Here is a 24,525-nt window from a genome sequence, read left to right on the forward strand (position 1 = left end):
GGAGAAGGTTTTCAAGGTCCGGCGGCGATACGGTCGCCGCCGGCCAGGGGGGTCGGTTTTAGAGTTACAAGGCGGGTCGGATTAGCGAGTTACACGACATGTTAGGCAAGCCTGTCACACAAAGGGTTTTTGGGGAGCACCGCATCTTTGCGGCCAATGAACCCGGTCTCCCTCAAGGACATAGAGGTCGCCGAAGGGCGCATCAGGAAAGTGGTCCACCACACACCTTTGACGCGTAGCGCCACCTTGAGCAAGATAACGGGCGCGGAATTCTACCTGAAACTCGAGAACCAACAGCGCACGGGCTCCTTCAAGATCCGGGGTGCTTTCAACAAACTCCAATCGATGAGCGAGGCGGAAAGGAAGCGCGGAGTGGTGGCCGCAAGCGCCGGAAACCATGCCCAAGGGGTCGCCCTCGCGGCGACGATGTCCGGGGCCAAATCGACGATCTTCATGCCGCGCGACGCCACGGTCGCAAAGGCCGAGGCGACGCGTAACTACGGCGCCGACGTCGTCCTCACGGGCAAGGACTATGCGGAGGCCTTCGAGGCGTCTCAACGGTTCGCGGCGGAGACCGGTGCGGTCGTAGTGCATGCCTTCGACGACCCGGCGATAATCGCCGGCCAAGGCACGATAGGTCTAGAGATCCTCCGCGACAACCCAGACATCGACACCTTGATCTGCGGCGTGGGCGGCGGCGGGCTCATCTCGGGCGTCGCCACCACCATGAAATCGATGAAACCCGGGATGCGCGTGATCGGCGTGCAACCCGAAGGATCCACCACCCTAGCCGAGAGCCTGAAGAAAGGCGCCATCATCGAAAGGGCGAGCGTCAACACCATCGCCGACGGTCTAGGAGCCCGCAAGGTCGGCAAGATCCCGTTCGAGATCATGCGTGAACTCGTCGACGAGGCCCCCATCGTCTCCGACCAGGAGATAAGCTATGCGATCCTCATGTTGCTCGAACGCGCGAAGGTGGTGGCGGAGGGTGCCGCCGCCGCGGGACTTGCCGCGTGCCTTTCCGGCAAGGTCGACGTGAAGGGTCGCAAAGTCGCGTGCATCGTTTCGGGCGGGAACATCGACATCAACCTACTCGACCAGATAATCAACATGGGCCTCATCATGGAGGGGCGCATCTTCCGCTTCTCCGTCATCATCCCGGACAAGCCGGGAAGCCTCCGCCAACTCATCGCGGTCATCGCGGAGGAGCGGGCGAACATCCGCACGGTGAACCACGATAGGCACAGGGCCGGCATCACCATCACGGACGCGGAAGTCTCCTTCGAGCTTGAGACGCGCGGCGCCGACCACATCGAGAGATTGGCGGACCGGCTGAAGAAAGAGGGCTACGAGATCAGGATAAGAAACTAACGGGGCGTCCCCGGCACAAAAGCGCCTTTTGGGCCGCCATCGGTCACGGACTTTCGCATCGACCGGTCGTGGACGAATCCGAGGACAAGTCCGGAGACGACGGTCGTCCCGAGCATCACGGCCCACATCTTGCCTGCCCTGAAGTTCGCGGCTATGGGATAGATGTTGTGACCGAGCGAGAACGCGAATATGAGGGCCGCGACCCCGGTCGCGATCGTCGCCCGCTTGTTTCGCGTCAGGATCCAACCTGCCAGGAGTCCGGGAGGAAGCGCCAGAACCACCGGGGCCACGAGCGGCACGGGGTCGATCTTGGAAAAATCGCTCGTCGAGAGGAGCTGCCCGATGTCCGGAGGGAAAAACATCCCGTAGATCTGTATCGGGACGAACGTGGCAAGAAGCACCAGCGAGAACACGACAGCCGGGAGATTGAGTGGTCCAAGTCCCCCTCGCGAATGGACCTCGTAGTACGCCCAGCCGATCACGGCCCCGACGATTGGGCCAAACAGAAAACCTGTGGCTAGCGGATTCCAGGTGGGAGCGAGGACGAAGTAGTGGGCGATGCCGAAGAAGAGGATGCCGATGGTGCCGGCGACGGCACCTGCCAGCACCGAGTTACGAAATGTATCCCCCATGCGGGCGGATTCGTCTTCCCGCACTAATCCTTGTAGAACCCTTCCCCGCTCTTCTTTCCGAGCTTTCCCTCGCGGACCAAGCGCTTCAAGATCTCCGGCGGCGCGTACCTGTCGTTCTTGAACCTCTGGTGTAGGTTCACCGCGATCGCGAGCCTCACGTCAAGCCCGACGAGGTCGCTGAGTTCGAGCGGGCCCATCGGGTGGTTGTAGCCGAGCCGCATCGCCTTGTCGATGTCGGCGGCCGACGCAACACCCTCTTCGAGCATGCGCATCGCTTCGAGCCCGATGACGACGCCGAGACGCGAAGTGGCGAATCCCGGCGAGTCCTTCACGATTATCGCGTCCTTGCCTAGGCTACCGGCGAACTCGACGGCTAAAGAGATCGTCTCCTTCGAGGTCTTCGCCCCGTACACCACCTCGACGAGCTTCATCGCCCGCACGGGGTTGAAGAAGTGGATGCCGACGAAGCGGTCGGGGCGCGAGACGCCGGTCGCGAGTTCGTTGATGCTAAGGCTACTCGTGTTCGTGCCGAGCATCGCGTGCGGTTGGAGGAACGGCGCCATCTCGCGGTACGTCGAATGCTTCAACGGAACGTCCTCGGGCACGGCCTCGATGACGAGGTCGGCCTGTCTCGCCGCCTCCTCAAGCGATAGCGTCGGCGTCATGTTGCAAGTCACGCGCTTGCGGTCCTCGTCGGTGATCTTTCCAAGTAGGACCCCCTTGTCGAGGTCCGCCTTCACGGCCGCGAGGCCGCGGTCAAGAAACTCCTGCTTCACGTCCCGTATGAGGACAGCGTAACCCGACTGGGCCGCGACGTGCGCGATGCCGCGCCCCATCGTGCCGGCGCCGAGGACCGCGACTATCCTGATCTTGTCCTGCACGCGTGCTCACTCCCGCGAGTACGCCGCGAGTGCTGCTTCCATGATGCGTGTCAGGAAATAGTAGGTCTCGGGGACTTGCATGAAAGTCGCTGCGTCCTTGAGGCGTTGCAGTTCCCTGACATAGGAGTCATAGGCCGTGAGCCCGGTAGGATCGAGGGAATCCACGCGGTCCACCTTCCTGCCGAGGCGCCGAAGCCCCTCGACGGATCCCTCGAGGTAGGCCGGATACGACGGCGTGCAGAAGTGCATCAGCGCTGCGGCCGCCGGGAGGGTGGCCCCGGGGACTTTTGAGAGCTCGAGAAGTTGCCTCGTCTCTGGAAAGATGGCCGACGTGAAAGACTGGCTCCACGGGGCCGGCCCGCTCTTGCGGTCCGCCTCGACGCCGGCGAAGCGGAACACCTTTGACGCGTAATCGAGGGTTATCGGCCGTTGGAACGCGTAGATGAGCGAATCGTATGCCGGGCGCACTTTCTCTTGTTCCTTGGAGAACAGGGGCGCAAGCCTCGCAAGGAAGCGCTCCTCGTCGCTCGTGAGATCGGACGGGGGGACGCGGATCGGCGGCGGTGCCTCGTCCACGATTCGCCCCTCAACCGCCCTTCGGGGCGATCCAGTCGTCGGACTTGAAGATCTCCGCGAGCTTGCGCTCGTCCTCGTCGCTTGGCAACACTTCCATGAGATGCTGCTCGTACTCCTTCTCCGAGAGCCTCTCGCCGGTGACGCTCCAGGTCTCCGTCTTGTGCCGGCCGATCTTCCGGTGGAACTTGATGTCGGGGATGGACAATCGCCGCTCCCCGGGTTTGACAAGCGCGTTGATCTTCTCCATCAATTCCACGATCTCCTGGCGGTAGAGTCGGCGCGCCGTGTCGTTGAGCTCGTCCTTCTTGGCCTCTTCGGCGGCCTCGGTCTCGTTGTAGCGGCCCTTTATCCCCCACACGTACGCCCAATGCGCCGAGCCCGAGTTGTCGGTGCCGAAGAGGTCGAATGCCGTCGGCACCCACTTGTTGAGGTACTTCTGCAAGAGCGGCGTCGGGATCTTCCCGGCCTTCACGACGCGCGTTATCCCTTGGTTTCCCGTGCCGAGGTGGAAGGCCTCCTCCTTGAGCATCGGTCCCATAGATTGGGCGAGAGGAGCGAAGCCGCTACGCGACAGCATCTTCAATTGGTACTTCCCGTCGCGGTCGACGAACTGCGTGTAGACGAAGAAGTCGAGCCAGTGGTTCACGGGCTCGTTGAACGAACCGAGAAGGCGCTCGTTCTTGTAAGCCCGGCGTTCCAATTGTTTTGCGGCCTCGATCTTCCCCGTCTCCCCGAAGTGGTTCATCAGAAGATAGCACATCTGCCAACCGTGCCGCATCTCCTCGCCCATGATGCGAACCGCGCTTTTCAGGTCGTAGTCTGAGGGTGCCGTCTTAAGGAGGTGCCGCTGCTGCTCGACGGACGCGAATTCCGTGTCCGCTTGGAAAACTATGAGGTTGAGGAGAGCGTCGCGGATCTGTTGCTGCGGGATCTGGAGCGTCGACGTCCACTTCGCGTTTCCCTTGTAGTCCCCGAACTCGATCTTCTCGGATTCGAGGTCCGCGAACTTCGTCTCGAGTTTGAAATCCCCGAGGAGCGCCGTGTCGAATCCGATGTCGGCCTGCCAATCGTGGAAATATGACACCCAATCATCGAACGTGGCGAGTCGCTTCGTCATGCTACCGGTCTGAGATATCTTTGGTCTTGGTAATAAAGGTCTGGTGGCGGTTTTTAGGGCGGCATGCACCAACAAGGTTTAAGATGGAAGTCGAAGTGTAGAATGCTTGATGTTGGCGCGTTCCGTCCTCGTACTCGCTGCGCTTGTCGTTTCAGGTTGCGTCACGGGACCTCCGGCAGAGAAAGACGACGTCGTTTCGCCTCCCGCGATCCTGCCGGCGGTCGTGCCATGGTGGGAGGTTGGAGACTGGTGGCTCGTCGACATCACGAATTCGACCGGCGCCACGTACACTTCTAGGCTCGTGAACTTCTGGAACGACACCGAGACCGCGCACTTTTGGCTCGGGGTCCAGGATCGGGACGAGGCGATGGAGCACGCGCTCTTCGACACGAACCCGCTTCTTGGACGGATCCACCACGCAATACTCACTCCCCACGAGAAGGGGATGCATGCGTCGATGTACCGTTTCCCGATCGTGGACAACGAGACGTGGGAAGGTTTCTCCTTCGGGGCCCAGTGGAGCTACAAGGCGAGAGCCGTTCCGGACATCGCAACGCCTCTCGGCGTCAAAGAGGGTTACCGGATCACCGGGTTCCAGCCGAACGGGGCGCGGATAGATTACGATTACGTCCCGGCGCTCAAGTGGTTCTCCTCGCTCGTGCAGCGCGATTCGGCGGGCCGCGAAGTCCTCGAACTTGTGGTGAAGGGCCATGGCTCAGGCTCGACCGGGACCTACGTGTTCTTGCAGGGGCGCGACTTTTTCAAGGGGCCGACATCCGCCGACGCGACCCACGACGAGACTTTCGAGGTGAAGGAAGACACGACGTTCATGGCAGTGAAAGTGGACGTCCGATCGGAGAGGCCGTGGCGCCTCGACCTCGTCGATCCCACCGGTACGACCCGGGCGACGTTCAGCGTGCTCGCCGCGAACGGCGGGCAGTGGCAGGAATTGAAGGAGGTCCCGGCGATGCAGGGCGTCTGGACGTGGAAGTACATCTCTGCCGCACCTTGGGCGGGCAAGGCGCTCGCGACCGGGATAAACGAATTTACGAAGACGATATAGATTCTGTTTGTCCTAGGAAGGCCCGGTTTTTCTGTGTATGCATAAGTACGTACTCAGCCGGAGCGGCGCTCGTGGTCGCAAGAAAAGGGTCGGGGGCCTTGAGAGAGCCCCCGGAAAACCGCGCGAACCGCGTAGGCAACAACGCATGCGCGTCCCTTTTTGATATACCTTTGCCAAAACGCGTTCGTGCCAAACGGGACAAAGCGAATGGCCCTCGCAGGTCGCGTTCAAGTGGGCGCCCCATGCGGGGGTATCGTACCTTGGTAACGAGCACTTCGGAGGACTCGCTTCTCTCGTCCTCCTCGCTCGGGATTCTTCCGAATCCCTCGGGCTTGAGGACCGCGTGAACCGCGTTGGCCGCTGGGTGAAGCGAGGCTTCACCCGCGCGCGGGTCAGAGATCGTGGGGGTGCCGTAAAATGGGCTGTCGGCGCGTTGCGAATTTTGTTCTCAGAATCGCAGGCGTCTGGTGGCCATCGTCACAACCACGCCTTTTGCCGGGGGGATAGCGGCCGTCTGTGGGAAACGTCTGGCTCAAACCGATCTCTCTTCCATCCTGCCGAAGTGGCAGCTTGCGCACATGGTTGACACATTGCAATATTGGCAGGCGCTGTGGCCGCACTTGTCACAGATCTTTACCTTCCAAGTTGTCCGATCGCATTGCTGGCACTCAACGGGCAAGTATGGTCCTCTGCGGATGCCATTCACAGGTTCACACTTAAAGATTCCCCCACGCGGATCCGGAAGGGACCGTGAGGTGTGTCCCGAGGTTGTGTGCCGGACCGCATGTGGCTGGACTTGGAAATCGCGGCGATCGCGGACGAGGCTTACGAAAAGGCAAAGAGGTGGAGCGTGTTCATGCCACCGTGGATGAAGATGGCCTCCAGCAGTTGTTCCATGCCGCTTTGGAGTACGTCAAACGCGCGCGACCCGACGAATGGGCTGATTTACAAAGGAGGTATGAGAGGGCCTTCGAAAGCTGGACCGTGGACGAATTCCTCGAAGATTACGCGTGGGTGGTGTACGCCGCAGGATTCAAGGAAAGCACGATAGAAAAGCTCTGGCCCCGGCTCAAGGCCGCTTGGCACGACTTTTCACTTGAGGAGGTCGCATCGATGGACGACCTTTCTGGTGTACTGGCCGTCTTCAATCGCGTGCCGAAAGCCGAAGCGGTTCGGCGCGGGGCAAGGCTAATCAAGTCCCGTGGTTTCAATGCCCTAAGGGCTGCCTGGAAAGTCCAAGGTCCCGAAGGCCTGATGATATTGCCCGGCATTGGTGTGGTCACTAAGGACCATTTGGCGCGAAACGTCCGACTAGCGGACGTGGCAAAGAATGATTTGTGGCTTCGTCGCGTTGTGAGGGCCTATGGCGCCGAATCACATACTCAAATCGTGGATTTTCTTGCCGGGAAAACAGGCGTCGCGCCGGGAGTAGTGGACATGGTGATTTGGCGATATTGTGCGGATGAACAGTGGACCGCGTCTCCTTAGCGCAAGTGCGCTTGACAGTTGTTGAGGCCGAGAAATCGCCTCCGGCCTCCATCGAAACCGCCCGCTCCAAGCCATCGCGACGCCTGGTCCGCAACGGGCACGCCTAAAGCGAGTCCGCTTGGCCCGAATCCCTCGGGGTTACCGCCCCTTGAACTTCGCGCTCGTGGAACACTCGCTTCGCTCGCGTTCCCCGGCGCCAAATTCGTCGGGCCTACCGGCCCTCGAATTTGGGCGTCCTCTTCTCGACATGCGCCGAGATGCCTTCCTTAGCATCCTCGCTTTGGAAGAGTAGTTGCTGCAGTTCGCGCTCGATCGACAAGGCGCTCTCGAACGGCACTTCTGCGCCGCTTTGCACTGCGCGCTTGATGTTGCCGACCGCCTTCGAGGCTTTGTTCGGCGGGCAATACTGCTCGGCGAACGTGATGACCTGTTCCATGAAGTTTTTCGACTCGTAGATCGTGTTCACGATGCCGAGGTCGTGGGCTTCCTCGAACGTCATGAGGTTCCCGGTCGTCATGAGCTCGATGGCCTTCGACTTGCCCACGATGCGTACAAGGCGCTGCGTGCCGCCGGTGCCCGGTAGGACGCCGAGGTTGATCTCCGGCAGGCCGATCTTGCCCGAATCCTTCCTCGCGATTCGGATGTCCGCCGCCATCGCGATCTCGAGCCCGCCACCGACGCAGTGGCCGTTTATCGCGGCGATGATGAGCTTCGGCGTGTGCTCGAAGCGGTTCAACGTCTCGTTCGCGTGGAGGCAGAATTGGTACTTGAACGCGGGTGTCACCGAGTTCAGCATGTTGATGTTGGCCCCGGCGCTGAAGAACTTCTCCCCGTGGCCGGTGAGGACCATCACGTGCTGTTCGGTGTTGAATCGGAAGTCGAGGATCGCCTCGTCGAGTTGGCGCATCATCTCGTGCGTGTACGTGTTCGCCGGCGGGTCGTTCATCTCGACGACGGTGATGCCGCCCTTGTTGTACGTGGTGATGAGTTCCTTGTCGCTTTTCGGTCGGGGCGATGTCGCCATGGGCCGCGAATCCGATTTGCTGCTTATAATCTTATAGTGGGTCGATGACGCCGTCAAACGACCCACCAGTTCTCGGGGGAAATGGTTGGGTTGTCGAGGCGCCCGGGGATTGACATCTGGCGATGTGAATACCTTTATGTATTCTGAAAGCGTATACATTGTGTGTGACAGACCGTGTCCAGTTCCGCGAGGATGCAGAGACGGTGGCCTTCGTCGAAGGCCTTGGCATCAACCCGAACGAGCTCGCGCGCGATCTTTTCGAGGCGGAGGTCCGCCGATTGAAAGCGAACGCGTGGCTCGAAGGCGTGCGCAAGTTGAAGGTCCGCCTCGGGGGAAACGCCGCCGATATCGTCCGTGAGGACCGCGATGCCCGGTGACCCGGCGTCTGTCGTCGTGGATTCGAGCGCGCTCATCGATTCCGTCGATTCGGAGAAACCGGGCCTCGACGAGGCGTTCGCGTTGATCGCCGCGGAGCACGAGCTCTTGGCCCCGGTGCTCTTGGCGTCCGAGTGCGGGAATGTGGTGCATCGGAAGCGCGCGGCCAGGTTCGGCCGGGACGCGATGGAACGAGCGGGGGCGCTGGAACTGCTGCTTGGCCAAGTGACGCTTGTCCTTCTCGACGCCGAAGACCGACGGCGCGCGGGATCGCTCGTCGAAGAAGCCGGCGTCACATACTACGACGCCGAGTTCTTGGCCCTCGCCGACGCCCGCGGCGCAGCACTCCTGTCGCAGGATTCGCGGCTCCGCGACGCGGCGCGAAAGATCCTGGGACCAGAGCGCGTTTTGGATGTCCGTGGACGAGTGTAGGCACTTTCGCCCCTCCCGACGAGGGGGCGCTTGCCGCGCGTTTTTTAGGCCGCCCGATGGGCCCCGGCGATAAGATCGGAGATTCGGGGCGGGTCCCGATCAAATTTATGCGCACATATTTGGCTTTTTATGCGCAATTTTATGCGCCATCCAAAGCCTTTTATGCGCAAAAGTGGTCTTGATTATGCGCAATGGCGACTTCTGAATTCGCCCCTTACAGGATCACCAAGGAGACGGTCCGCCGTCCCCGCCGCGACAGGTTCGCCCCACACTACGAAGTGGACCAGGAAATCCACGACGCGCTCAGGAACATCGAGCGCAACGACCAGGAACTCCGACGCTTCGGGCTCGACGACGTCGAATCGCGAAGGCTTTGGCGCCAAGCCATAGTGCGAAACGCGTTCGGGACCGCTAGCATCGAGGGAAACCCGCTCACCCTCGAGGACGTCGAGAGCCTGCTCGTCGCCTCGCCACGCCCCGCGGAGATCACGGAGCCCGACGAGCGGGAGATCTTGAACAACGCGGCGATGATGCAACGCCTACCCACTCTCAAGGTCCCGCGTTCCTTGCATGAAGTCTCCGCGCTACACGCGGAGCTCTGCAAAGGTGTCATGGCGGACGCCGGGGAATTCAAGAACCAGCGTAATTTCATCGGCCGCCGCCAGGACCGTAGCGTGATCTACGTCCCGAGCGAGCCCGCGCGCGTCGGACCCGAACTCCAAAACGCCCTCGATTGGCTCCACGACGCATCGGAGCACCCGCTGGTCCGCGTGATCATCTTCTTCCACGAGTACCAGGCGATCCACCCCTTCAGGGACGGCAACGGAAGGAGCGGGCGGCTTCTTTCGACGATCGCCACGTACCACTTCGGGTATCCCGGTATCCGTTACGCCCTTGTCGACTACTCGTTCAACGCCGATCGCGACGGTTATTACGGGGCGCTCGCAGCGACTCAAAAGAGCGCCTGGGACTACACACCGTGGCTACGCTACATGACCCGTGTCCTCGACACGACGTTTCGCGAAGCCCTCGACCGGTTCCTGTTCAGCGGCGACCTTCCAAAGGGCCTCAACAATCGCCAGATCCGCGTCGCAGAGTGGTTTGCGGGCGCGTCGAAGGGCCACGAAGACCGCCTCGTGAAATTCAATGACGTCCATCAAGCGTTTCCCGACACGCCTCGGCGCACGCTGCAGCTCGACCTCGCCACCCTCGCGGAAGCCGGCGTGATAGAAAAGAGGGGCGAACGGAAGGGCACGACCTACCGCTTTGAAAAGCGGCCGCGTGGAGCGAAGAAGGAGGGGTCTGCCTAGTGGCCCTCAACCTCGCGCTCCCCGCCCTCATCAACGCCGCGAGCGGCGCCCTTCTAGTGCTCCCCGGGCTTTTCGTCGCGAGCCGGACCAAGGGAGGCCGTGTGAACCTTGCGTCCGGCGTGTCCGCGATAGCGCCGGTGTCGCGGCTTGCCGACCGCATCGCGGGGAAGGCCGTGCCAGCTGCGGGGGCGCAGCCGCATGCGGCGAGTAACCAGCCAGCGTCGGAGCGCCAGATTTCCTACCGGCACGCCGTAGAACTGGCGTTACGGGACCGTCGGCTCTCGCGCGAGGAGGAGCCGCGGCTCTTTCAACTCGCCCATCACCTCAGTATCTCGCCCGCGCGGGCCGTCGAGATCCAGGATGCCGTCGAGGCCGGAGTCTCACCAGGAGGCGATTCGTGATGCGATTTGATACGGATCTTCCCGACATCCTGAACGCGCTCGGCGCGACCCTCGTCTTGGCGCTTGGCGTCTGGATCGCCCTCCACAAGCCGCGTTCCCGGGCGAGCGCCGCGCTCGCCGCGTTCACCATCGGGTTCGGCGCCTTCGTCATCCCGAACTACGCGCTGGCCGATCTCTCACATGGGGAGGAGGCCGCGCACTCTGCCTTCCGGTCCCTGGCCGAAGCGCTTGCCTTCGTGAGTCTCGTCGCGCTCCTGCGTGTCTTTCCGCGGCCGCTGACCCGCGCCGACCGCCCAGGGATCGCCGCCGCGTGCTTCGTCTTCGCGGTGGGGTCTGCCGCGAGCCTCGCGGCCCGTTTGATGAGGCCGGGGGGTTGGCAACCCGCAGCCTACGTCCAGGACAACGCCCTGTACTTCGCCATCAACGCCGCGGACTACGTCGCCAACATTTTCCTCTTCGCCGCGCTCCCGGCGGTCGCCGCCCTCCTCACGCTGCGCTACCGAGGCCTGAAGGACCCGAACCCCCGCACGCAGGCGGCGCTCATGGCCGCCGCGTTGCTTCTATACGTAGGCTTCATCGCGGGCGCGGGCGGTTCGGAAGGCAGGGACCCCATCCACGACCCCCTTGACCTCATGGCGAACGCCGGCTTCGCCCTGGCCTGCCTCGTGGCCGGCATTGCCTGGCTGCACGCGACCACGTGGAGCGACAAGTCCGCACGCGCCCGCAACCTCGCGCTCCTCTCATTCGGCATGCCCCTCGTTGGCCTGCTCTACGCGACGACCGAGAAGGGCTTCGGAGGATACGGGGTCATTCGCACCGTTTTCGTTCTCTTCCTCGCTTACGCGATCCTGCGAGGGCAACTCCTCGGCCTCGACGTGAAGATCCGCTTCGCCATCAGCAAGTCCACCCTCGCGGCCGTCTTCATCGCGGTGTTCTTCGTCGCAAGCGAAGCGGCGCAGCAGTTCTTCGGCGAAGCGTTCCAATCGAGCTACGTGGGAATCCTGGCGGCGGGTGCCCTCGTGTTCGCCGTAGCGCCGTTGTCTCGCATTGCGGACCGCATCGCGGAGAAGGCGGTCCCCCTCGCGACCGAGAGCAAGGGCGTGGCCGCGTCGGATCCCACACGTCGCGAAGACGCCTACCTCAACGCCGTCCGCCTCGCCCTACGCGACCGGAGACTGACGCGCGACGAGGAATCCCAACTCCACCGCCTGGCGGAAGAGCTCGGCATCGGGGCGGGGCGCGCCCACGAACTACTCGTCCAAGCGGAGAGCGAGGAGAGCGGCAGGGGGGCGGGCTAGATGGCGTTCGTCTGGAACGACGTCGGGGCCTTCGCCTCCGGTGTAGCGATCATCATGTGGCCGCTGGCCGCGCTCATACTTTTCCGCCGGCCCGACCGCGCGCAGAACAGGCTCTTGGCAGTAGCCATCGTGTTCGAAAGCATTGCGCTCGCGGGTGGAGCGGGGCTTCTTTTCCTCACGGACGATCCGCGCACGGCCTACGCGTGGCAGCGGCTCAACACTTTCGCCCTGCCCGCGTTCAGCGGCGTCTATCTGCTCTTTCTCGGTACACTTCCCTCTCCCCTCTCGGCGCCGTTCCGTACGCGGCGTGGCAGCGCGGTGGTAGTGCTGGGGATAGGCGCCGCATGGGCAGCCGCGCTCCTTTGGCCCGCGGCGTTCGTTCCGGGAGTGCAGCGCGTCTCGTACGCGACGTGGGATGGTGTGTCGGGTCCCTATCAGCCGGTCCTCACGAACATGATCCTCGCGGCGTACACGTATGGTTTCGTCGTGTCCTTGGACGCCTGGCGAAGGGCTAGCGCAGGAACGCTTCAGAAAACGCAGATGGGGCTTTTCCTTCTTGCATTCGGCGTCCGGGATTTCTTCGGTGCCTACGCCTTCGGTTATCGCCTCGTGAACAGTGCTCTCGGCACACAGCTCCCGTCGCTAAACCAACTTGTGGGGGTCCCGAACTACGTCCAATTCCCCGCATACATCCTGCTCTTCCTTCTCCTCGTCTCGTACGCGATGCTCAAAGTACAGCTCTTCGACGTGGATCTCCGCGTGAAATGGACCATCCGCCAGTCCACCGTCGCGGCCGCCTTCGTCGCGGTCTTCTTCGTGGTGAGCCAACTCGCCCAGACGGTCCTTCAATCAAGCCTCGGGCCGATTGCGGGGGTGCTCGCGGCAGGTGCTCTCGTCTTCGTCCTCGCTCCCCTCAACCGTCTCGCCCAGCGCGTGTCCGACGCCGCGATGCCGAACGTGAAAGAGACGGAAGGTTACAAGACCGTGAGAAAACGCGAGGTCTATCGCGCTGCGTTTCTGGAGGCCGCGGCCGACGGAGAGCTCACTGAAAAGGACAGGAACGTCTTGGCGACGCTTGCGGACCAGTTGGGATTGTCGAACATGGATGCGAGAGAGGTGGAGAAGGAAGCGGCGGCGAGGTCAATGGAGGTGACATGAGTGGAGGCCGCTCAGGGACCCTTTTTCTCCAAGATCCCTTCCAACTCGCGCACGAGGGTCGGCAACTCTTCCGCTACGGTACGCCACACGACGTCGAGATCCACCTCGAAGTACGCGTGGATGAGCTTGTCTCGCATTCCGGCGATCTTCCGCCACGGTACGCCCGGCAGGGTATTGCGCGTCGGTTCGCCCACATGCTTGGCGGCTTCACCCACGACCTCAAGGAGACGCGTAAGGGACAACGCAAGGGTGCGATCCTCGTCCAGGTCCCCGCGGCTTCGCCCACTGGACAGGGCCACCGCCTCACGGGCCGCATCAAGGACGTCAAGAAGACGGTCGCGCTCACGCCTCTCCATACTGGACCTCGGCCGACGCCAGCACCTCGTCGCGGAAATGCCTACTGAGATCATTGGGCGTGTGGAGATCGACTTCCCGGACCCCCAAGATCTGGGCGAGTTCGTCCTGGAGGCCGATGAGCGCGAAATACCCGGGCACGTGGCCGTCCTCGAACTCGACAAGTACGTCGACGTCGCTCGCCGGTCCGAATTGTTCCGTGAGCACGGACCCGAAGAGGGAAAGCCGTCGGACGTGGTGCCGGCGGCAGAAATGGCTGACTGCTTGCCTGTCAACGCGAATCCTTGCGGCCATGCTCCTCGACGGCGAAACGTCAAACCACCTCTTGAGCGCTTCGGAAGGGGCACTCCGGAGGCGACCTGAATGGGCCTCTACTGGAATCCGATAGGCGCCGTCGGGCTCGCCGTCACGGCCACGACGTGGCTCATCGCCGCGGTCATCTATTTCGCTCGTCCTGGGAGATCGCAGAACCGGCGGCTCGCGACTCTCCTCGCGGTCGAAGGCTTCGGCTGGTCCGGCGGCGCGGGACTCATCTACGTCGTCGACGATCCGGCTCAAGCCTACGCAGCGCAGGCAATCACGACCGTCGTGCTCGCGGCGATTCCCTTTCTCTATGTGGCCTTCATCGCGACGCTGGAAACGCCGCTCGTCCGACCATTACGGAATCCGTATGTCTCCTGGGCCCTCTGGGCGGGTGCGATGCTCGCCAGCGCGTTCGTTCTCGTGAACATGTCACATTTCGTCGCTGGCGTTGCGCCGGTCCCATACTCGAAATGGGAATCCGTGAGCGGTGATTGGGGGGCGTACGGCGTCGTTGGTTACGCTTTGGTGGCCACCTCTCTCTTGGGCCTCATCGCGGCGCTTGCCACCTGGCGCGGGGCCGCGCAAGGCTCCGCCACGCGGGCGCGGGCCGCCGCCTACGCCGTGGCGTTCGGGATCCGCGACTTCAACTTCGGAATAACGTTCTCCGGAATCCAGGATCTGCTTTTCCCCGAGATCGTCCCAGGTTTCGGTCAGGCGATGTTCGAGGTGGTCGCCCTCCTGTCGTTCCTGGTCCTCGGGTACGCAATCGTGAGACACCAGCTTTTCGACGTGGACCTCAAGTTGAAGTGGACGATCAAACAGTCAACGGTCGCCACCGCCTTCATCGCCGTCTTCTTTGTCGTCAGCGAGGTCGCGCAATCAGTGTTCCAATCAAGTCTGGGTTCAATAGCAGGAATCATTGCGGCGGGGGCACTGGTTTTCGCGCTCGCCCCGCTACAACGCGCCGCCGACCGCGTCGCGAGTGCTGCGATGCCAGGCGTCAAGGACACGTCGGAGTACTTGGCTTACAGGAAGGTGGAGGTGTATCGGGCGACCGTCGAGGAGATACTCGTGGATCGGGCGATCACGGAGAAGGAGCGCTCCATCTTGAATCGTCTGCGCGATAAGCTGGAACTTGGCGACGACGTGGCGAAAGCCATCGAGCGCGACGCGGCGGCCGCGAAGGGGGCCGCCTAGATTGGGCTCGTCTGGAACTCCTTGGGTGTTCTTGGCCTCGTGGCCGTGGCGTTCTTACTCGTGATGGCGGCGGTGGTCTACAAGGCCGGTCCACGGCGCGGGGTCAACCGTGTACTGGCCTTGACGCTCTTCGTGGAGGCCATCCTGATATCCGCGTGCGATGACGGTATAAGCATCTTCCTCACCGATCCTCGCGATTATTACGGGAGCCAAGTCATCCATTCCATCACTCATCTTGCGTTGCCGTTCCTCTACCTGGTATTCATCGGCGCCGCCATCGACACGCGCCTCGTGCGTCCGCTTCGGCACCCGGCCGCCCCGGTGATCATCGTTTCACTTCTTTTCGTCGCCCAGGTCCTCAGGTTCGTGTACCGAGACCAAGTCATCGTGGGCCTCGATCGCCCGTGGTTTGCCACTGGGGGCTTCGTCCCGGGGCCGGGCTTCGCCCTGATACTGCAGTTCTCCGCCATCGTTTCCCTGTTCGGCCTCGTTGTGACAGTCGATGCCTGGCGGAGAGCGGCCTCCGAAGCGGCAAAGCGGCGAGCCCGGGCGTACGCCATCGCGTTCGCTGCGCGAGACCTCTATTGGGCCGTTCTTCTCCTCCTCGTCCTTCCGTTTGGGGATCCGTATCACGACGTGTTCTGGGGGATCGTCTTTACGCAGTCGATGCCCTTGGCGAGCATAGTGTTCGTCTCGCTTCTCGGTTACGGGATATTGAAGACCCAACTCTTCGAGATAGACCTCAAGATCAAGTGGACCATCCGGAGAGGGACCGTCGTCGGGGCTTTCCTCTTGGTCTTCTTGACGGTCGCGGAGGTCGTGCAGATCCTGGTGTCCGACGCGTTCGGGATCGCGGCGGGGCTCGCTGCCGTGGGGTCGCTGTTCTTCGTCCGCCAAAGGTTACAAAAGGCCGCTGATGGTCTGGCCGACACGGTGATGCCTTCGGTGGGGGAGAATGAGGAGTACCCGACGTCGCGCAAAGCGGATGTGTATCGAGCGACCGTCGAAGAGATACTAGGGGATCGGGCGGTCACCGAGAAGGAACGCTCCATCCTGAACCGGCTTCGCGAGAAACTCGAACTCGGGGATGAAACGGCGGCCGCCATCGAACGCGAGGCACTCTCTGCAAGGGGCGTGGCTTGAGTGGGTCTCGTCTGGGAGCCGCTTGGTATCCCCGGGATCGTCGTAGGAGTGCTAGACGTCTTTCTCGCGTGGCTGGTTTTCACGTCCCGGCCCGATCGGAAGCAGAACCGGCTCTTGGCCCTGCTCTTCTTCCTTAGTGTTTTCATCATGGGTGGCAGGTACGGCCTGCGCCTCCTCTTCGACGACCCAGCATCGGCGTTCGCCGTCTACATGGTCGGGGAGATGGCAATCCCGCTTTGGGGATTGACGTACGTCGCCTTCCTTTCTACGCTTGATTCTCCCATCTCCAGGTTCCTGCGCCGCAAGAGCGTCCAAGTCGGTGTGGCGTTCCTCTTCGCGGCGAGGGGGATTTATGGCGTGGCGCTCACCGGCCCTGCGAACCGCTCGGTATCGCCCCTCGCCCATTTTCGCGGCTGGACGGTCGGCGGAGGGGCGCTCTTGCTCGGTGACTACGATCAGTATCTTTTCTACATCCTGTGGATCCTTGGCATCGTGACCGCGTTTTCGGCATTGATGACGGCCCGTCCGGGGCCGCACAAAGACCAGATGCGTTGGTACACCGTGGCATTCGTCGCCCAGGACGCCGTGCTTTTCTCTTGGCTCGCGTATCTCGATTTCCTGGCCCCGGCGACGTTCACGGCCTCCGACGAAGCCATCCTATTCCTCGGGCCGCCGTTGGCAGGGCTGCTCCTCGACGTCTTCCTCGCGTACGGGATGCTCCGGACGCAACTCTTCGATGTCGACGTCAGGATAAAGTGGACGATCAAGCAATCGACTGTGGCCGCGGCATTCATCGCCGTCTTCTTCATCGCCAGCGAGGCCGCCCAGCAGTTCTTCGCGTCCAGTCTCGGCTCCTATGCGGGGATAGTGGCCGCTGGGTTACTCGTCTTCGCCATCGCGCCCCTCCAAAGGGCCGCCGACAAAGTAGCGGACGCCGCCATGCCGCGCGTGAACGACACCTCCGAGTACTTGTCGTTCCGAAAACTCGAAGTCTACCGCGCTGCGCTCGAAGGGGCCGTGGCGGACGGCGTTGTCACGGAGCGTGAACGCGAGATACTCTCGCGCTTGAGGGACAAGCTCGGTATCACCGACCGGGATGCGGCGGCCATGGAGTCCGACGTGATGGCCGCGGCGAGGGGGGCCGCGTAGATGGGCCTCGTCTGGAATGATCATGCGATCCCCTCCATTGTCGCGTGGCTTCTCGCGTGGGGCCTTGCCGCCGTCATCTATTCCGCGGCGCCGCGAAGGCTACAGAACCCACTATTGGCTTTGATGCTCTTCACGGACGGCGCAGCCATCACGGCCGGGACGGGCATTATCTACCTCCTCGACGACCCGGCCCAAGTCTACGGGATGCAGATGGTGAACGTGACCTGCGGGATCTTTGGTCTGGCACTCTACCCGCTTTTCCTGTCCACGTTGGACACCGCCATCGTCCGGCCGCTAAAGCACCGGCTCGTGCGAGGAACGACTCTTGTGGCCGTGGCGGCCCTCCAGACCTACCGTTTCATCAATCCCGACTACTTCGTCGTCGGCGTCCAACGCGTGAGCTACGCGCCGTACGACGCCATCTTGAATCCCGACTACACAAACACCATCTTCTGGGTGGTCGCCGCGTTGCTCCTGTTTGGCGCGCTCGCCGCGTTCGCCGCCTACCGCGCCGCGCCACGGGCAAGCGCCGAGCGAGCGCGCGCCCAAGCGTTCGCCACCGCATTCGTCACCAGGGACGTCTTGAGCGTGACCCTTTTCATGGCCTTCGTGCTCACGCAAGCGGCCGCGCAAGAGAACCCATTCACGAGCGTCCTAAACTACATCTCCGCCTTCCCCCTGATCCTCTTCGTGCTTCTCGTGTCCTATGGGATCGTGCGGACCCACCTGTTCGACGTCGACCTCAAGATCAAGTGGACCATCAAACAATCCACGGTCGCCGCCGCCTTCATCGCAGTCTTCTTCATCGCGAGCGAAGCGGCCCAGGCGTTCTTCGCCGGAAGCCTCGGCCCGTATGTCGGGATCGTGGCGGCGGGCGCCCTCGTCTTCGCCCTCGCTCCACTGCAGCGCGCAGCGGATCGCGTCGCGAACGCCGCGATGCCCCAGTGAATCCGACGGCCGAGTACCTGACCTACAAGAAGCTCGAGGTCTACCGTGCGACCATCGAGGGTGCGCTCGAGGACGGCGAAATAACTGAACGTGAGCGTACCATGCTCATGCGGCTGCGCGACAAGCTAGGAATTGCCGAGGCGGACGCGCGGGCATTGGAGCTGGAACTGGTCGGCAAGGCGAGCCGGGCCACCACCTGACGACCCGGCCAGCAACATTTATCTCGGGTCGGACCCGTCAGTTGCCGTGGCCTTTCCGCTTCCACCGCTCGATGCCGGCTCCGTGCTCTACCTTCTCGCCGGGGCTGGAATGCTCTTCACGGCGCTCGTCCTCCTGTACTTCGACTTCAGGAGCCGCGTGAACCAGACATTCGCGCTCTTCCTCACTGTGCGGGGGATAGGGAACGCTCTCAATCCGTGGTTTCTCATACCCGAAACGACGGATCTTGCGGGTCGCCTCCAGCCATACTTCTGGATTGCAGTGCCCTTCGCCACGGCGCTCTTCTACCTGGCTTTCCGAGCCCGATATGCGGGCCGTCCAGCAGGGCGCATGCTTCCCGTTCTGATCGTCGTCACGGCTCTTGTCGCCGAGGGGCTCTATGCCTCCGACCATTCCCTCTTCGCCGCGTCCACGTCCACTGCTCTCGTGCCGGGGGACCCAGGCCCCCTGTTCGTGCTGTTCTTCCTTGTGCCGACGAGTTACGCGGCGGTCGCCGCCCTACTTTCGCGCGAGCTCCGGGGCGGGAAGCCAGGGCCGCGGTCCCAGTCGCTCCTCATCGTCGCCGCCGGTTTTGCACTGGACGCGGCGTTCCTCGTTGGATTCATCCCCACGGGCTACTTGTTGACCCTCTTCGATCCGACCGTCCAAGCGCTCCTCGATCTCCCGGCGGCGACAAGCCCCATCGGGATCGCCGGGCTCGTGACCATAGTCCTCACCGCCGTTTTCCTGGCCATCGCCTGGCGTAACGTAGGATCAAACCCTGAGGCGACGAGCAGGGCCGCGGTCTCCCGCTACGGTGTGGCGATGACGGCTGCGCTTGCTTCTGGCATCTTCACGAGCGCAGTCTTGGCACTGCGCTTCGATCCGGCTGGGTTTTGGGTGGGCGGAGTCGACGCCTTCTGGACCCTCGCCCTCCCCGTTCTCGTCGGGTATGCCCTTCTCAAGCACCAGCTCTTCGACATCGACGTGCGCGCCAAGTGGACCATCAAACGTGGGACACTCGCCGCAATGTTCCTCGCGGTCTTCTTCGTCGTCGCCCAGCTTGCCCAGAATTTCCTCTCCGATGAATATGGGCTAGTCGTCGGCGGGGTCGCGGCAGGGCTAATGCTCTTCGCCCTGTCGCCGCTACAACGCGTCGCCGAGGACGTCGCGAACGCCGCCATGCCAGGCGTCAAATCCTTCAACGAGATGAGCCACCCCGAGAGGCTCGCAGCGTACCTACGCTCCGCGAAGATCGCCTGGGCCGACGGGGCCATCGACAGGAGCGAACGGGCGATGCTCGATGGCCTGCGCGAGACGCTCGGCCTTTCCACCGATGAGGCGACGCGCCTTGAATCGGAGGCGTCGCGGGCCTAGGGACACACGGTCAGGTTTATCTTTTCCGAAGTCGTGGTTCGACCGTGGCGTGGCCTCCGCCCCTTACCATCGAGATCGTCCTGAGCATCGTAGCCGGCGGAGGGATGGTCGTCCTCGCGCTCGCGCTCCTTTACCTGGATTTCAACAGCCTTCTGAGCCGTGCGTTCGGCGTCTTCCTCCTGGCCCGCGCTTACACGAACCTGATGCCGGTCTTTCTCGAGATCGGGCCCGACCTCGCGGGCCGTCTCTACCCGTACGCGGCGATCGTGGTGGCGCCTGCTGCCATATATTTCCTCCTTGTCTACCGCGAAAGATACTCGAGCGCCTCTCCTAGGCCAAGGCTCCGCCTCGCGCTCCTCGTCGCCACGTTGGCTCTCCAAGCGGCCTACCTCCTCGACCATTCGCTCTTCGGCGCCTACACGGTCTCGTCCGACGGGTCGGTCTCGGACATGGCCGGGCCGCTGCGGACGGTGGACGACGCGGCGCCGCTCGCGTATGCCCTCGTCGCGCTGGTATTGGCGAAGGATTGCGCTGGCAGCCGCACGGGTCCGCGCTCGCAGGCCCTCAAACTCGCTTCCCTGGGTTTCGCCCTCGATGCGACGTTTCTCATCGTGACCCAGGTCACTGGCCTTCTCTCCCTCGTCGCTGTGCCGCTGCGGCCCGGCGAACAGGTGCCGGGCGTGAACGCGGGCGGGATGTGGGCTACCATCGGTCTAGCGATGCGCCTCGCGGGTCTCCTTCCATTGGCGCTTCTTGCCATAGGCCCGCTACGAAAGGCACCCGAGGGCGCCGACCCGCGGCGATGGTGGGCCCGTTACTCGGTGCTCGTCGCGGCCGCCGCCGGGTCGGCGGTGCTCACGGTCGTAGGTGGCGTCTACGGGTGGTTCGACGCGTTCTTGGGCTACCTCATCGTGGACCGCGTCTGGACGGTTCTGTTCCCGCTCTTCATCATGTACGCGCTCGTACGGCACCGTCTATTCGAGGTGGACGTCAAGATAAAGTGGACGATCAGCCGCGGCACGATGGCCGCCGCGTTCCTCGCCGTGTTCTTCGTCGTTGCCCAACTCGCCCAGGCGTACTTGACGAGCGAGTATGGGCTGCTCCTTGGCGGAGTGTCGGCGGGCCTGCTCCTTTTCGTGCTCTCGCCGTTGCAACGGCTTGCCGAGCGCGTCGCGGAGACCGCGATGCCCGGCGTGAAGCCCGCCTCCGCCATGGACCAGTCGGAGCGGCTCCGGGCCTACCTCGAAAGCGCCCGCGTCGCCTGGGCGGACGGGGTCCTCGACAAAAGTGAGCGCGCGATGCTCGAACGGTTGAGGGAGACCCTAGGCCTCTCGCTCGAGGACGCGAGCCGCCTCGAACGCGAAGCGGCGGCGGCCTAGGAGTAGTCGTGACGCCCGCGATGGGCGCGTTCCGCCCGCGCCGTGCGGCATCCGCTGTGAAAAACCCCCTCGTATGTTCCCGCCGCCACGTTCTGGAATGCGCCCTAGATCCAGCCCACCGGCAGGTTCGAGCACCACGCGTTCCACGCCATCGTGAGATGGTCGACGGTCGGATTGAACGCCGGGTCGCTGCCTTGCCAATAGCCGCCGTTCCAGCTTCCCGTCAGGTGCTGCCTGCACTTCGAATCGATCACGAACCACTTGGCCTCGCCTGCGGGACGCGGAAGGGTCGCATTCGTGCCCGTGGCCGCGTTCACCATCTGTTCTAGTTGAGCCCGGTAGGGGCCTACACCATCGATGAGGCCGAAGACCACGCCGTGCCCCTGGTACATGTGGTTGTACGGGGAGTTGGGCCAAGTGGTGCTTCCCACGGTAAGGCCGGTGTCCGGGACGACGTTGTGATAGACCAGGTCTCGTAGCTCCGAGCGTGTGAGGACGCCGTCCCCGAGTGCGCACGCTGTGGCCGCGCTTCCGCACGCGACCGGTGCTCCGGATGCGATCACTCCAGCCCCCTCGGGGCCCGGTGTAGTGTCCTCCAGGAGTTCCCGGGCTTCCTGGAGCACCTGGGCTATCATGCCTGCCGTCACCGGGGCGGCATTGCTCGTCCCGCTGTGCGTGCCCATGCCCGTCGCCGTGGTGCCGCCGGTACTCGGATAAGAACTGCCGATGCTACTCACGTCGACCGGTTTGGTCGAGCCGCTGTACGACTGCTTTGCGCCCGGGTCGACCGCGCCCACTTTCACGATCCAATCCGTCCCCTTCTGGCTGTTGAGGTAACCGAATTGCGGAGTGATGAAAGCGTTCTCCAATCCATTGCCGGCCGCGAACACCACGAACTTGCCTGCTTCGCTCGCAGTCCGCCACGTTGCGGGCGCCGGGCCCGTTGCAAGACCGTTTCGGACGGTGCAAGACACCGCGCACGATTCCCAACTGTTGGAGATCACGTCGATCCATGGTTGGCTCGCGGCCCACGTGACACCGTTGTTGCCAAGGCCCTGTACGAGGACGACGAGGCATTCGGGGCAGGTCCCGTGGATGTTGCCGACGGCGCTCGCCGCGCTACGTGTCCCGTGGTTGCTGTTCGTCCCCGCAAAACTCGCGCCGTAGCGCACGGCGCCGATGATCTTGGTTCCGGGGAGCCAATGGAGTTTGACGCCCGTTCCCGACCCCGTCGACACCTCGAACTCCGCCCACGCCGCCGCATCGGCCGCGAGAAGCGACGCAACATTGGTGTCAGCCGTCTGCGGGATCGATATGTCGATCGCCTTCGCGCCCGGGTAGCCTGCGATGTACGTCGAAGGGTCGGTCGTGAAATCAAAATCGTTCGTCGCATCCGAGTCGAGGTTCCAAGGGTGCTGGTGCCCCACGAAATCGTAGTGGTAGGGCGAGAAACCATCATCCACCACGGCGACGACGGTCACGGGCCGCGGTTCCACCGGGGTGGGGCCGGAGAGGGTCGTGTTGGACGCTTGTGCCGATAGGACGCCCTCGTTGCCGCCGGCGTCGAACGCGGACACGGCGTAATAGTAGGTGGTCAAGGCATCGAGTCCCGTGTCGATGAACGCGGTCGGTGTTGCGATGCCGATTTGCGACAGCGCCTCGGGCGCGGTTCCCCGGTAGACGTTGTACCCGGCGACACCCAAGTCGTCGGACGCCGCGGTCCACACGAGGCCGATGCTGTGATCGTCACGGGCGGTGGCGAGAAGGCCGGTCACTTGCCCGGGCGGCGTCGTGTCGATGACGCTCGGGCCGATCGTCAGGGCGGAGGGGAATCCCGTCGAGTCGTACAGTATCCCATGCACTCCAGCCGAATCCGCGAACCCCGCGTCGATGCGGATCACGAGTTCGTTTCCCTCGGCGGTGAGGTCGCCGAGATCCACCGTCTGGAGGACGATCCCGCTAGGAGTGATGGCGGGCCCACGCGCCGTTAACGCTCGGGCCTCGACGCCGTCAACGTAGAGATAGAATTGCATCGTCGCCCCGCTCGCGGCACTACTTCCCGCCGCGGTGAACCAGAACGTCAAGGACACCGGCGCGGTCGAGAGGTCGAACCCGCCGTCGGGCGTCCAACGCCAATCAGCGTCGTATTCGCTCGAAGGGGGTGTCCCGTCGGCGGCGAAAGAGTCGTGCGCAACACTTGGCGTCGGCTTCGTGGGAGCCGCCTCGCTCAAGACGTCGCCGTCGAGGTCCATGTCCACGGGACCAAGGCCTGTGGGCCCGCTTCGAAGGTAGAGCGTTACGTCTCCCGTGCGCACCGGGGCGTCGACCATCCGGGCCCGAAGCGAGATGGTGCCGGGGGCCCCCGAGTAGAAAGTTATCTCCGCGGTCGTCGTCCCAACCGGAATCACGCCGGCCTCCCCCGCGAGGCTTGCATAGGAGCGCAGCGTGGCCGATCCATCCTTGTAAGTCACGTCGATGTCGTCGCCCGGGTGCTCCCCACGCGCCGTGAAAGGAGCCCCGCCGCACGAGGCGGGGATCGCGTCGACGAAAAAGTTCTCGCCCGCGAGTTGCACTTCGCCGCCAGTCGCAAGAGTTCCGGCGTGCGTTAGCAGGAGGTCGCAAACGACCGGGTAGTCGGCCGCGGCGGGGGTAACCGCGAGCGCCGGAAGGATCAGGAGAGTCGCCACAACGAGAGCTGTCGGGTTCGCACGTCTTGGTTCACACATCAGTCCAGCCTCCTCTTGAAAGGACTTGGACACACCACGGGATAGGTCACGATAAGCCTTTCTCCGGTGCAAAGCCGCCATCACATGGCGATACGGTCAGCGCGGTCCCCGCGACGCGCGACTTGACTTATCGCGTCGGTGGCCTCTGGCGTCGTGCCATCCATCGTCGAAGCAGGCCCTGGTCGTCTTCGCCGACGATGAACCCTCGACACTTCTTCGCGCCGCAGCGGCAGCGCACGGGTTCGTCGTCGAAGTCGAAGTTGTAGTCGTACGTGATCTCTTCACCGCGCGCAATGTCTTGCAGCGCGATTATCCAGATGTGGCCGCGGATCACGTCGCTTTCGCAGTTCGGGTCGCAGCTGTGGTTGGCGAAGCGGGCGATGTTCCGGCGCACCGACCCGTCGATGTCATGCCGGGCGTTGAGTTCGAAAATGTAGTGCCGGCGCCTTTTGGCCTGTTCTTCCTGCCGGCGAGCGCCCTCAGCCTTCGTGACCCTCTCGCCCACGTACTCGATCACTCGTTCCCCTTTGCCGATCGGCCTCCCGGCCACGAGGCCTCGCCCGTGGATGCCGGATCTCACGAGGCGGACACTCGCACTAGCGCGGTTCTTCGTCTTCGCCGGCAT

General features: G+C 63.2%; 25 protein-coding genes. 16 read left to right on the forward strand and 9 right to left on the reverse strand.

The window, feature by feature from the left end:
* The first annotated feature begins 156 nt into the window (after positions 1–156).
* Positions 157–1,371 carry a threonine ammonia-lyase gene (locus HY556_09425; GenBank protein MBI4393998.1) on the forward strand — a complete coding sequence of 405 codons (1,215 nt, stop codon included), beginning with the start codon at positions 157–159 and terminating at the stop codon, positions 1,369–1,371.
* Here HY556_09425 and HY556_09430 read toward each other — a convergent pair.
* From HY556_09430 to HY556_09445, 4 genes are read right to left on the reverse strand one after another with little or no spacing between them, the layout of a single operon-like run.
* Positions 1,368–2,003 carry a hypothetical protein gene (locus HY556_09430; GenBank protein ID MBI4393999.1) on the reverse strand — a complete coding sequence of 212 codons (636 nt, stop codon included), beginning with the start codon at positions 2,001–2,003 and terminating at the stop codon, positions 1,368–1,370. The genes HY556_09425 and HY556_09430 overlap by 4 nt on opposite strands.
* Before the next feature lie 23 nt (positions 2,004–2,026).
* Complete coding sequence (locus HY556_09435; GenBank protein ID MBI4394000.1) at positions 2,027–2,872, reverse strand: 3-hydroxyacyl-CoA dehydrogenase family protein; 846 nt, start codon at positions 2,870–2,872, stop codon at positions 2,027–2,029.
* A gap of 18 nt (positions 2,873–2,890) precedes the next feature.
* Positions 2,891–3,460: a hypothetical protein gene (locus HY556_09440; protein ID MBI4394001.1), complete on the reverse strand. Its 570-nt coding sequence runs from the start codon at positions 3,458–3,460 to the stop codon at positions 2,891–2,893.
* A gap of 10 nt (positions 3,461–3,470) precedes the next feature.
* Positions 3,471–4,577, reverse strand: coding sequence for a phenylacetate-CoA oxygenase subunit PaaI (locus HY556_09445; GenBank protein ID MBI4394002.1), 1,107 nt, complete (start codon positions 4,575–4,577; stop codon positions 3,471–3,473).
* A 109-nt stretch (positions 4,578–4,686) separates the two neighbouring features.
* Between HY556_09445 and HY556_09450 the strand changes: the two genes are divergently transcribed.
* A complete protein-coding gene (locus HY556_09450; protein MBI4394003.1) occupies positions 4,687–5,640 on the forward strand; it encodes a hypothetical protein in 954 nt (317 codons plus the stop codon).
* A 786-nt stretch (positions 5,641–6,426) separates the two neighbouring features.
* On the forward strand, positions 6,427–7,128 hold the full coding sequence (locus tag HY556_09455; GenBank protein ID MBI4394004.1) for a hypothetical protein: 702 nt from the start codon (positions 6,427–6,429) through the stop codon (positions 7,126–7,128).
* Positions 7,129–7,339: 211 nt separating this feature from the next.
* On the opposite strand, the gene HY556_09460 is transcribed toward HY556_09455, so the two are convergent.
* On the reverse strand, positions 7,340–8,152 hold the full coding sequence (locus HY556_09460) for an enoyl-CoA hydratase/isomerase family protein (protein ID MBI4394005.1): 813 nt from the start codon (positions 8,150–8,152) through the stop codon (positions 7,340–7,342).
* Between the two features lie 164 nt (positions 8,153–8,316).
* Here HY556_09460 and HY556_09465 point away from each other — a divergent pair, with 164 nt between their 5' ends.
* From HY556_09465 to HY556_09490, 6 genes are all read left to right on the forward strand, one after another.
* The gene (locus HY556_09465) at positions 8,317–8,529 is read left to right on the forward strand and encodes a hypothetical protein (GenBank protein MBI4394006.1); all 213 of its coding nucleotides are present in this window, start codon (positions 8,317–8,319) and stop codon (positions 8,527–8,529) included.
* Positions 8,519–8,959 (forward strand): type II toxin-antitoxin system VapC family toxin, encoded by a 441-nt coding sequence (locus HY556_09470; protein MBI4394007.1) that lies wholly within the window; start codon positions 8,519–8,521, stop codon positions 8,957–8,959. The genes HY556_09465 and HY556_09470 overlap by 11 nt, the downstream gene beginning before the upstream one ends.
* A 191-nt stretch (positions 8,960–9,150) precedes the next feature.
* A complete protein-coding gene (locus tag HY556_09475) occupies positions 9,151–10,269 on the forward strand; it encodes a Fic family protein (protein MBI4394008.1) in 1,119 nt (372 codons plus the stop codon).
* Positions 10,269–10,670 carry a hypothetical protein gene (locus HY556_09480; GenBank protein ID MBI4394009.1) on the forward strand — a complete coding sequence of 134 codons (402 nt, stop codon included), beginning with the start codon at positions 10,269–10,271 and terminating at the stop codon, positions 10,668–10,670. Before HY556_09475 ends, HY556_09480 begins: the two co-directional genes overlap by 1 nt.
* A complete protein-coding gene (locus HY556_09485; protein MBI4394010.1) occupies positions 10,670–11,968 on the forward strand; it encodes a hypothetical protein in 1,299 nt (432 codons plus the stop codon). Before HY556_09480 ends, HY556_09485 begins: the two co-directional genes overlap by 1 nt.
* Entirely contained in the window at positions 11,969–13,126 is a 1,158-nt protein-coding gene (locus HY556_09490; GenBank protein MBI4394011.1) for a hypothetical protein, read from the forward strand.
* 11 nt (positions 13,127–13,137) lie between these two features.
* Here the strand turns inward: HY556_09490 and HY556_09495 are convergent, their stop codons facing one another.
* A complete protein-coding gene (locus HY556_09495) occupies positions 13,138–13,482 on the reverse strand; it encodes a DUF86 domain-containing protein (GenBank protein MBI4394012.1) in 345 nt (114 codons plus the stop codon).
* A complete protein-coding gene (locus tag HY556_09500; GenBank protein ID MBI4394013.1) occupies positions 13,469–13,774 on the reverse strand; it encodes a nucleotidyltransferase family protein in 306 nt (101 codons plus the stop codon). The genes HY556_09495 and HY556_09500 overlap by 14 nt, the downstream gene beginning before the upstream one ends.
* A 69-nt stretch (positions 13,775–13,843) precedes the next feature.
* On the opposite strand from HY556_09500, the gene HY556_09505 reads away from it, so the two are divergent.
* Genes HY556_09505 through HY556_09535 form a run of 7 tightly spaced genes read left to right on the forward strand, consistent with a single transcriptional unit; the run spans position 13,844 to position 21,174 of the window.
* Positions 13,844–14,980, forward strand: a complete 1,137-nt coding sequence (locus HY556_09505; GenBank protein MBI4394014.1) for a hypothetical protein — start codon at positions 13,844–13,846, stop codon at positions 14,978–14,980.
* Positions 14,981–15,019: 39 nt separating this feature from the next.
* On the forward strand, positions 15,020–16,123 hold the full coding sequence (locus HY556_09510) for a hypothetical protein (protein ID MBI4394015.1): 1,104 nt from the start codon (positions 15,020–15,022) through the stop codon (positions 16,121–16,123).
* On the forward strand, positions 16,124–17,272 hold the full coding sequence (locus tag HY556_09515) for a hypothetical protein (GenBank protein MBI4394016.1): 1,149 nt from the start codon (positions 16,124–16,126) through the stop codon (positions 17,270–17,272).
* The gene (locus tag HY556_09520; GenBank protein MBI4394017.1) at positions 17,273–18,220 is read left to right on the forward strand and encodes a hypothetical protein; all 948 of its coding nucleotides are present in this window, start codon (positions 17,273–17,275) and stop codon (positions 18,218–18,220) included. It begins immediately after the preceding gene.
* Entirely contained in the window at positions 18,217–18,420 is a 204-nt protein-coding gene (locus HY556_09525; GenBank protein ID MBI4394018.1) for a hypothetical protein, read from the forward strand. Before HY556_09520 ends, HY556_09525 begins: the two co-directional genes overlap by 4 nt.
* Positions 18,421–18,466: 46 nt before the next feature.
* The gene (locus HY556_09530; GenBank protein MBI4394019.1) at positions 18,467–19,795 is read left to right on the forward strand and encodes a hypothetical protein; all 1,329 of its coding nucleotides are present in this window, start codon (positions 18,467–18,469) and stop codon (positions 19,793–19,795) included.
* 44 nt (positions 19,796–19,839) lie between these two features.
* The gene (locus tag HY556_09535) at positions 19,840–21,174 is read left to right on the forward strand and encodes a TerB family tellurite resistance protein (protein ID MBI4394020.1); all 1,335 of its coding nucleotides are present in this window, start codon (positions 19,840–19,842) and stop codon (positions 21,172–21,174) included.
* Between the two features lie 104 nt (positions 21,175–21,278).
* Here HY556_09535 and HY556_09540 read toward each other — a convergent pair whose 3' ends face one another.
* Complete coding sequence (locus HY556_09540) at positions 21,279–23,900, reverse strand: S8 family serine peptidase (protein MBI4394021.1); 2,622 nt, start codon at positions 23,898–23,900, stop codon at positions 21,279–21,281.
* 127 nt (positions 23,901–24,027) lie between these two features.
* Positions 24,028–24,525 carry an SET domain-containing protein-lysine N-methyltransferase gene (locus HY556_09545; GenBank protein MBI4394022.1) on the reverse strand — a complete coding sequence of 166 codons (498 nt, stop codon included), beginning with the start codon at positions 24,523–24,525 and terminating at the stop codon, positions 24,028–24,030.

It is taken from the genome of Euryarchaeota archaeon, assembly GCA_016207515.1.
GTDB lineage: Archaea > Thermoplasmatota > SW-10-69-26 > JACQPN01 > JACQPN01 > JACQPN01.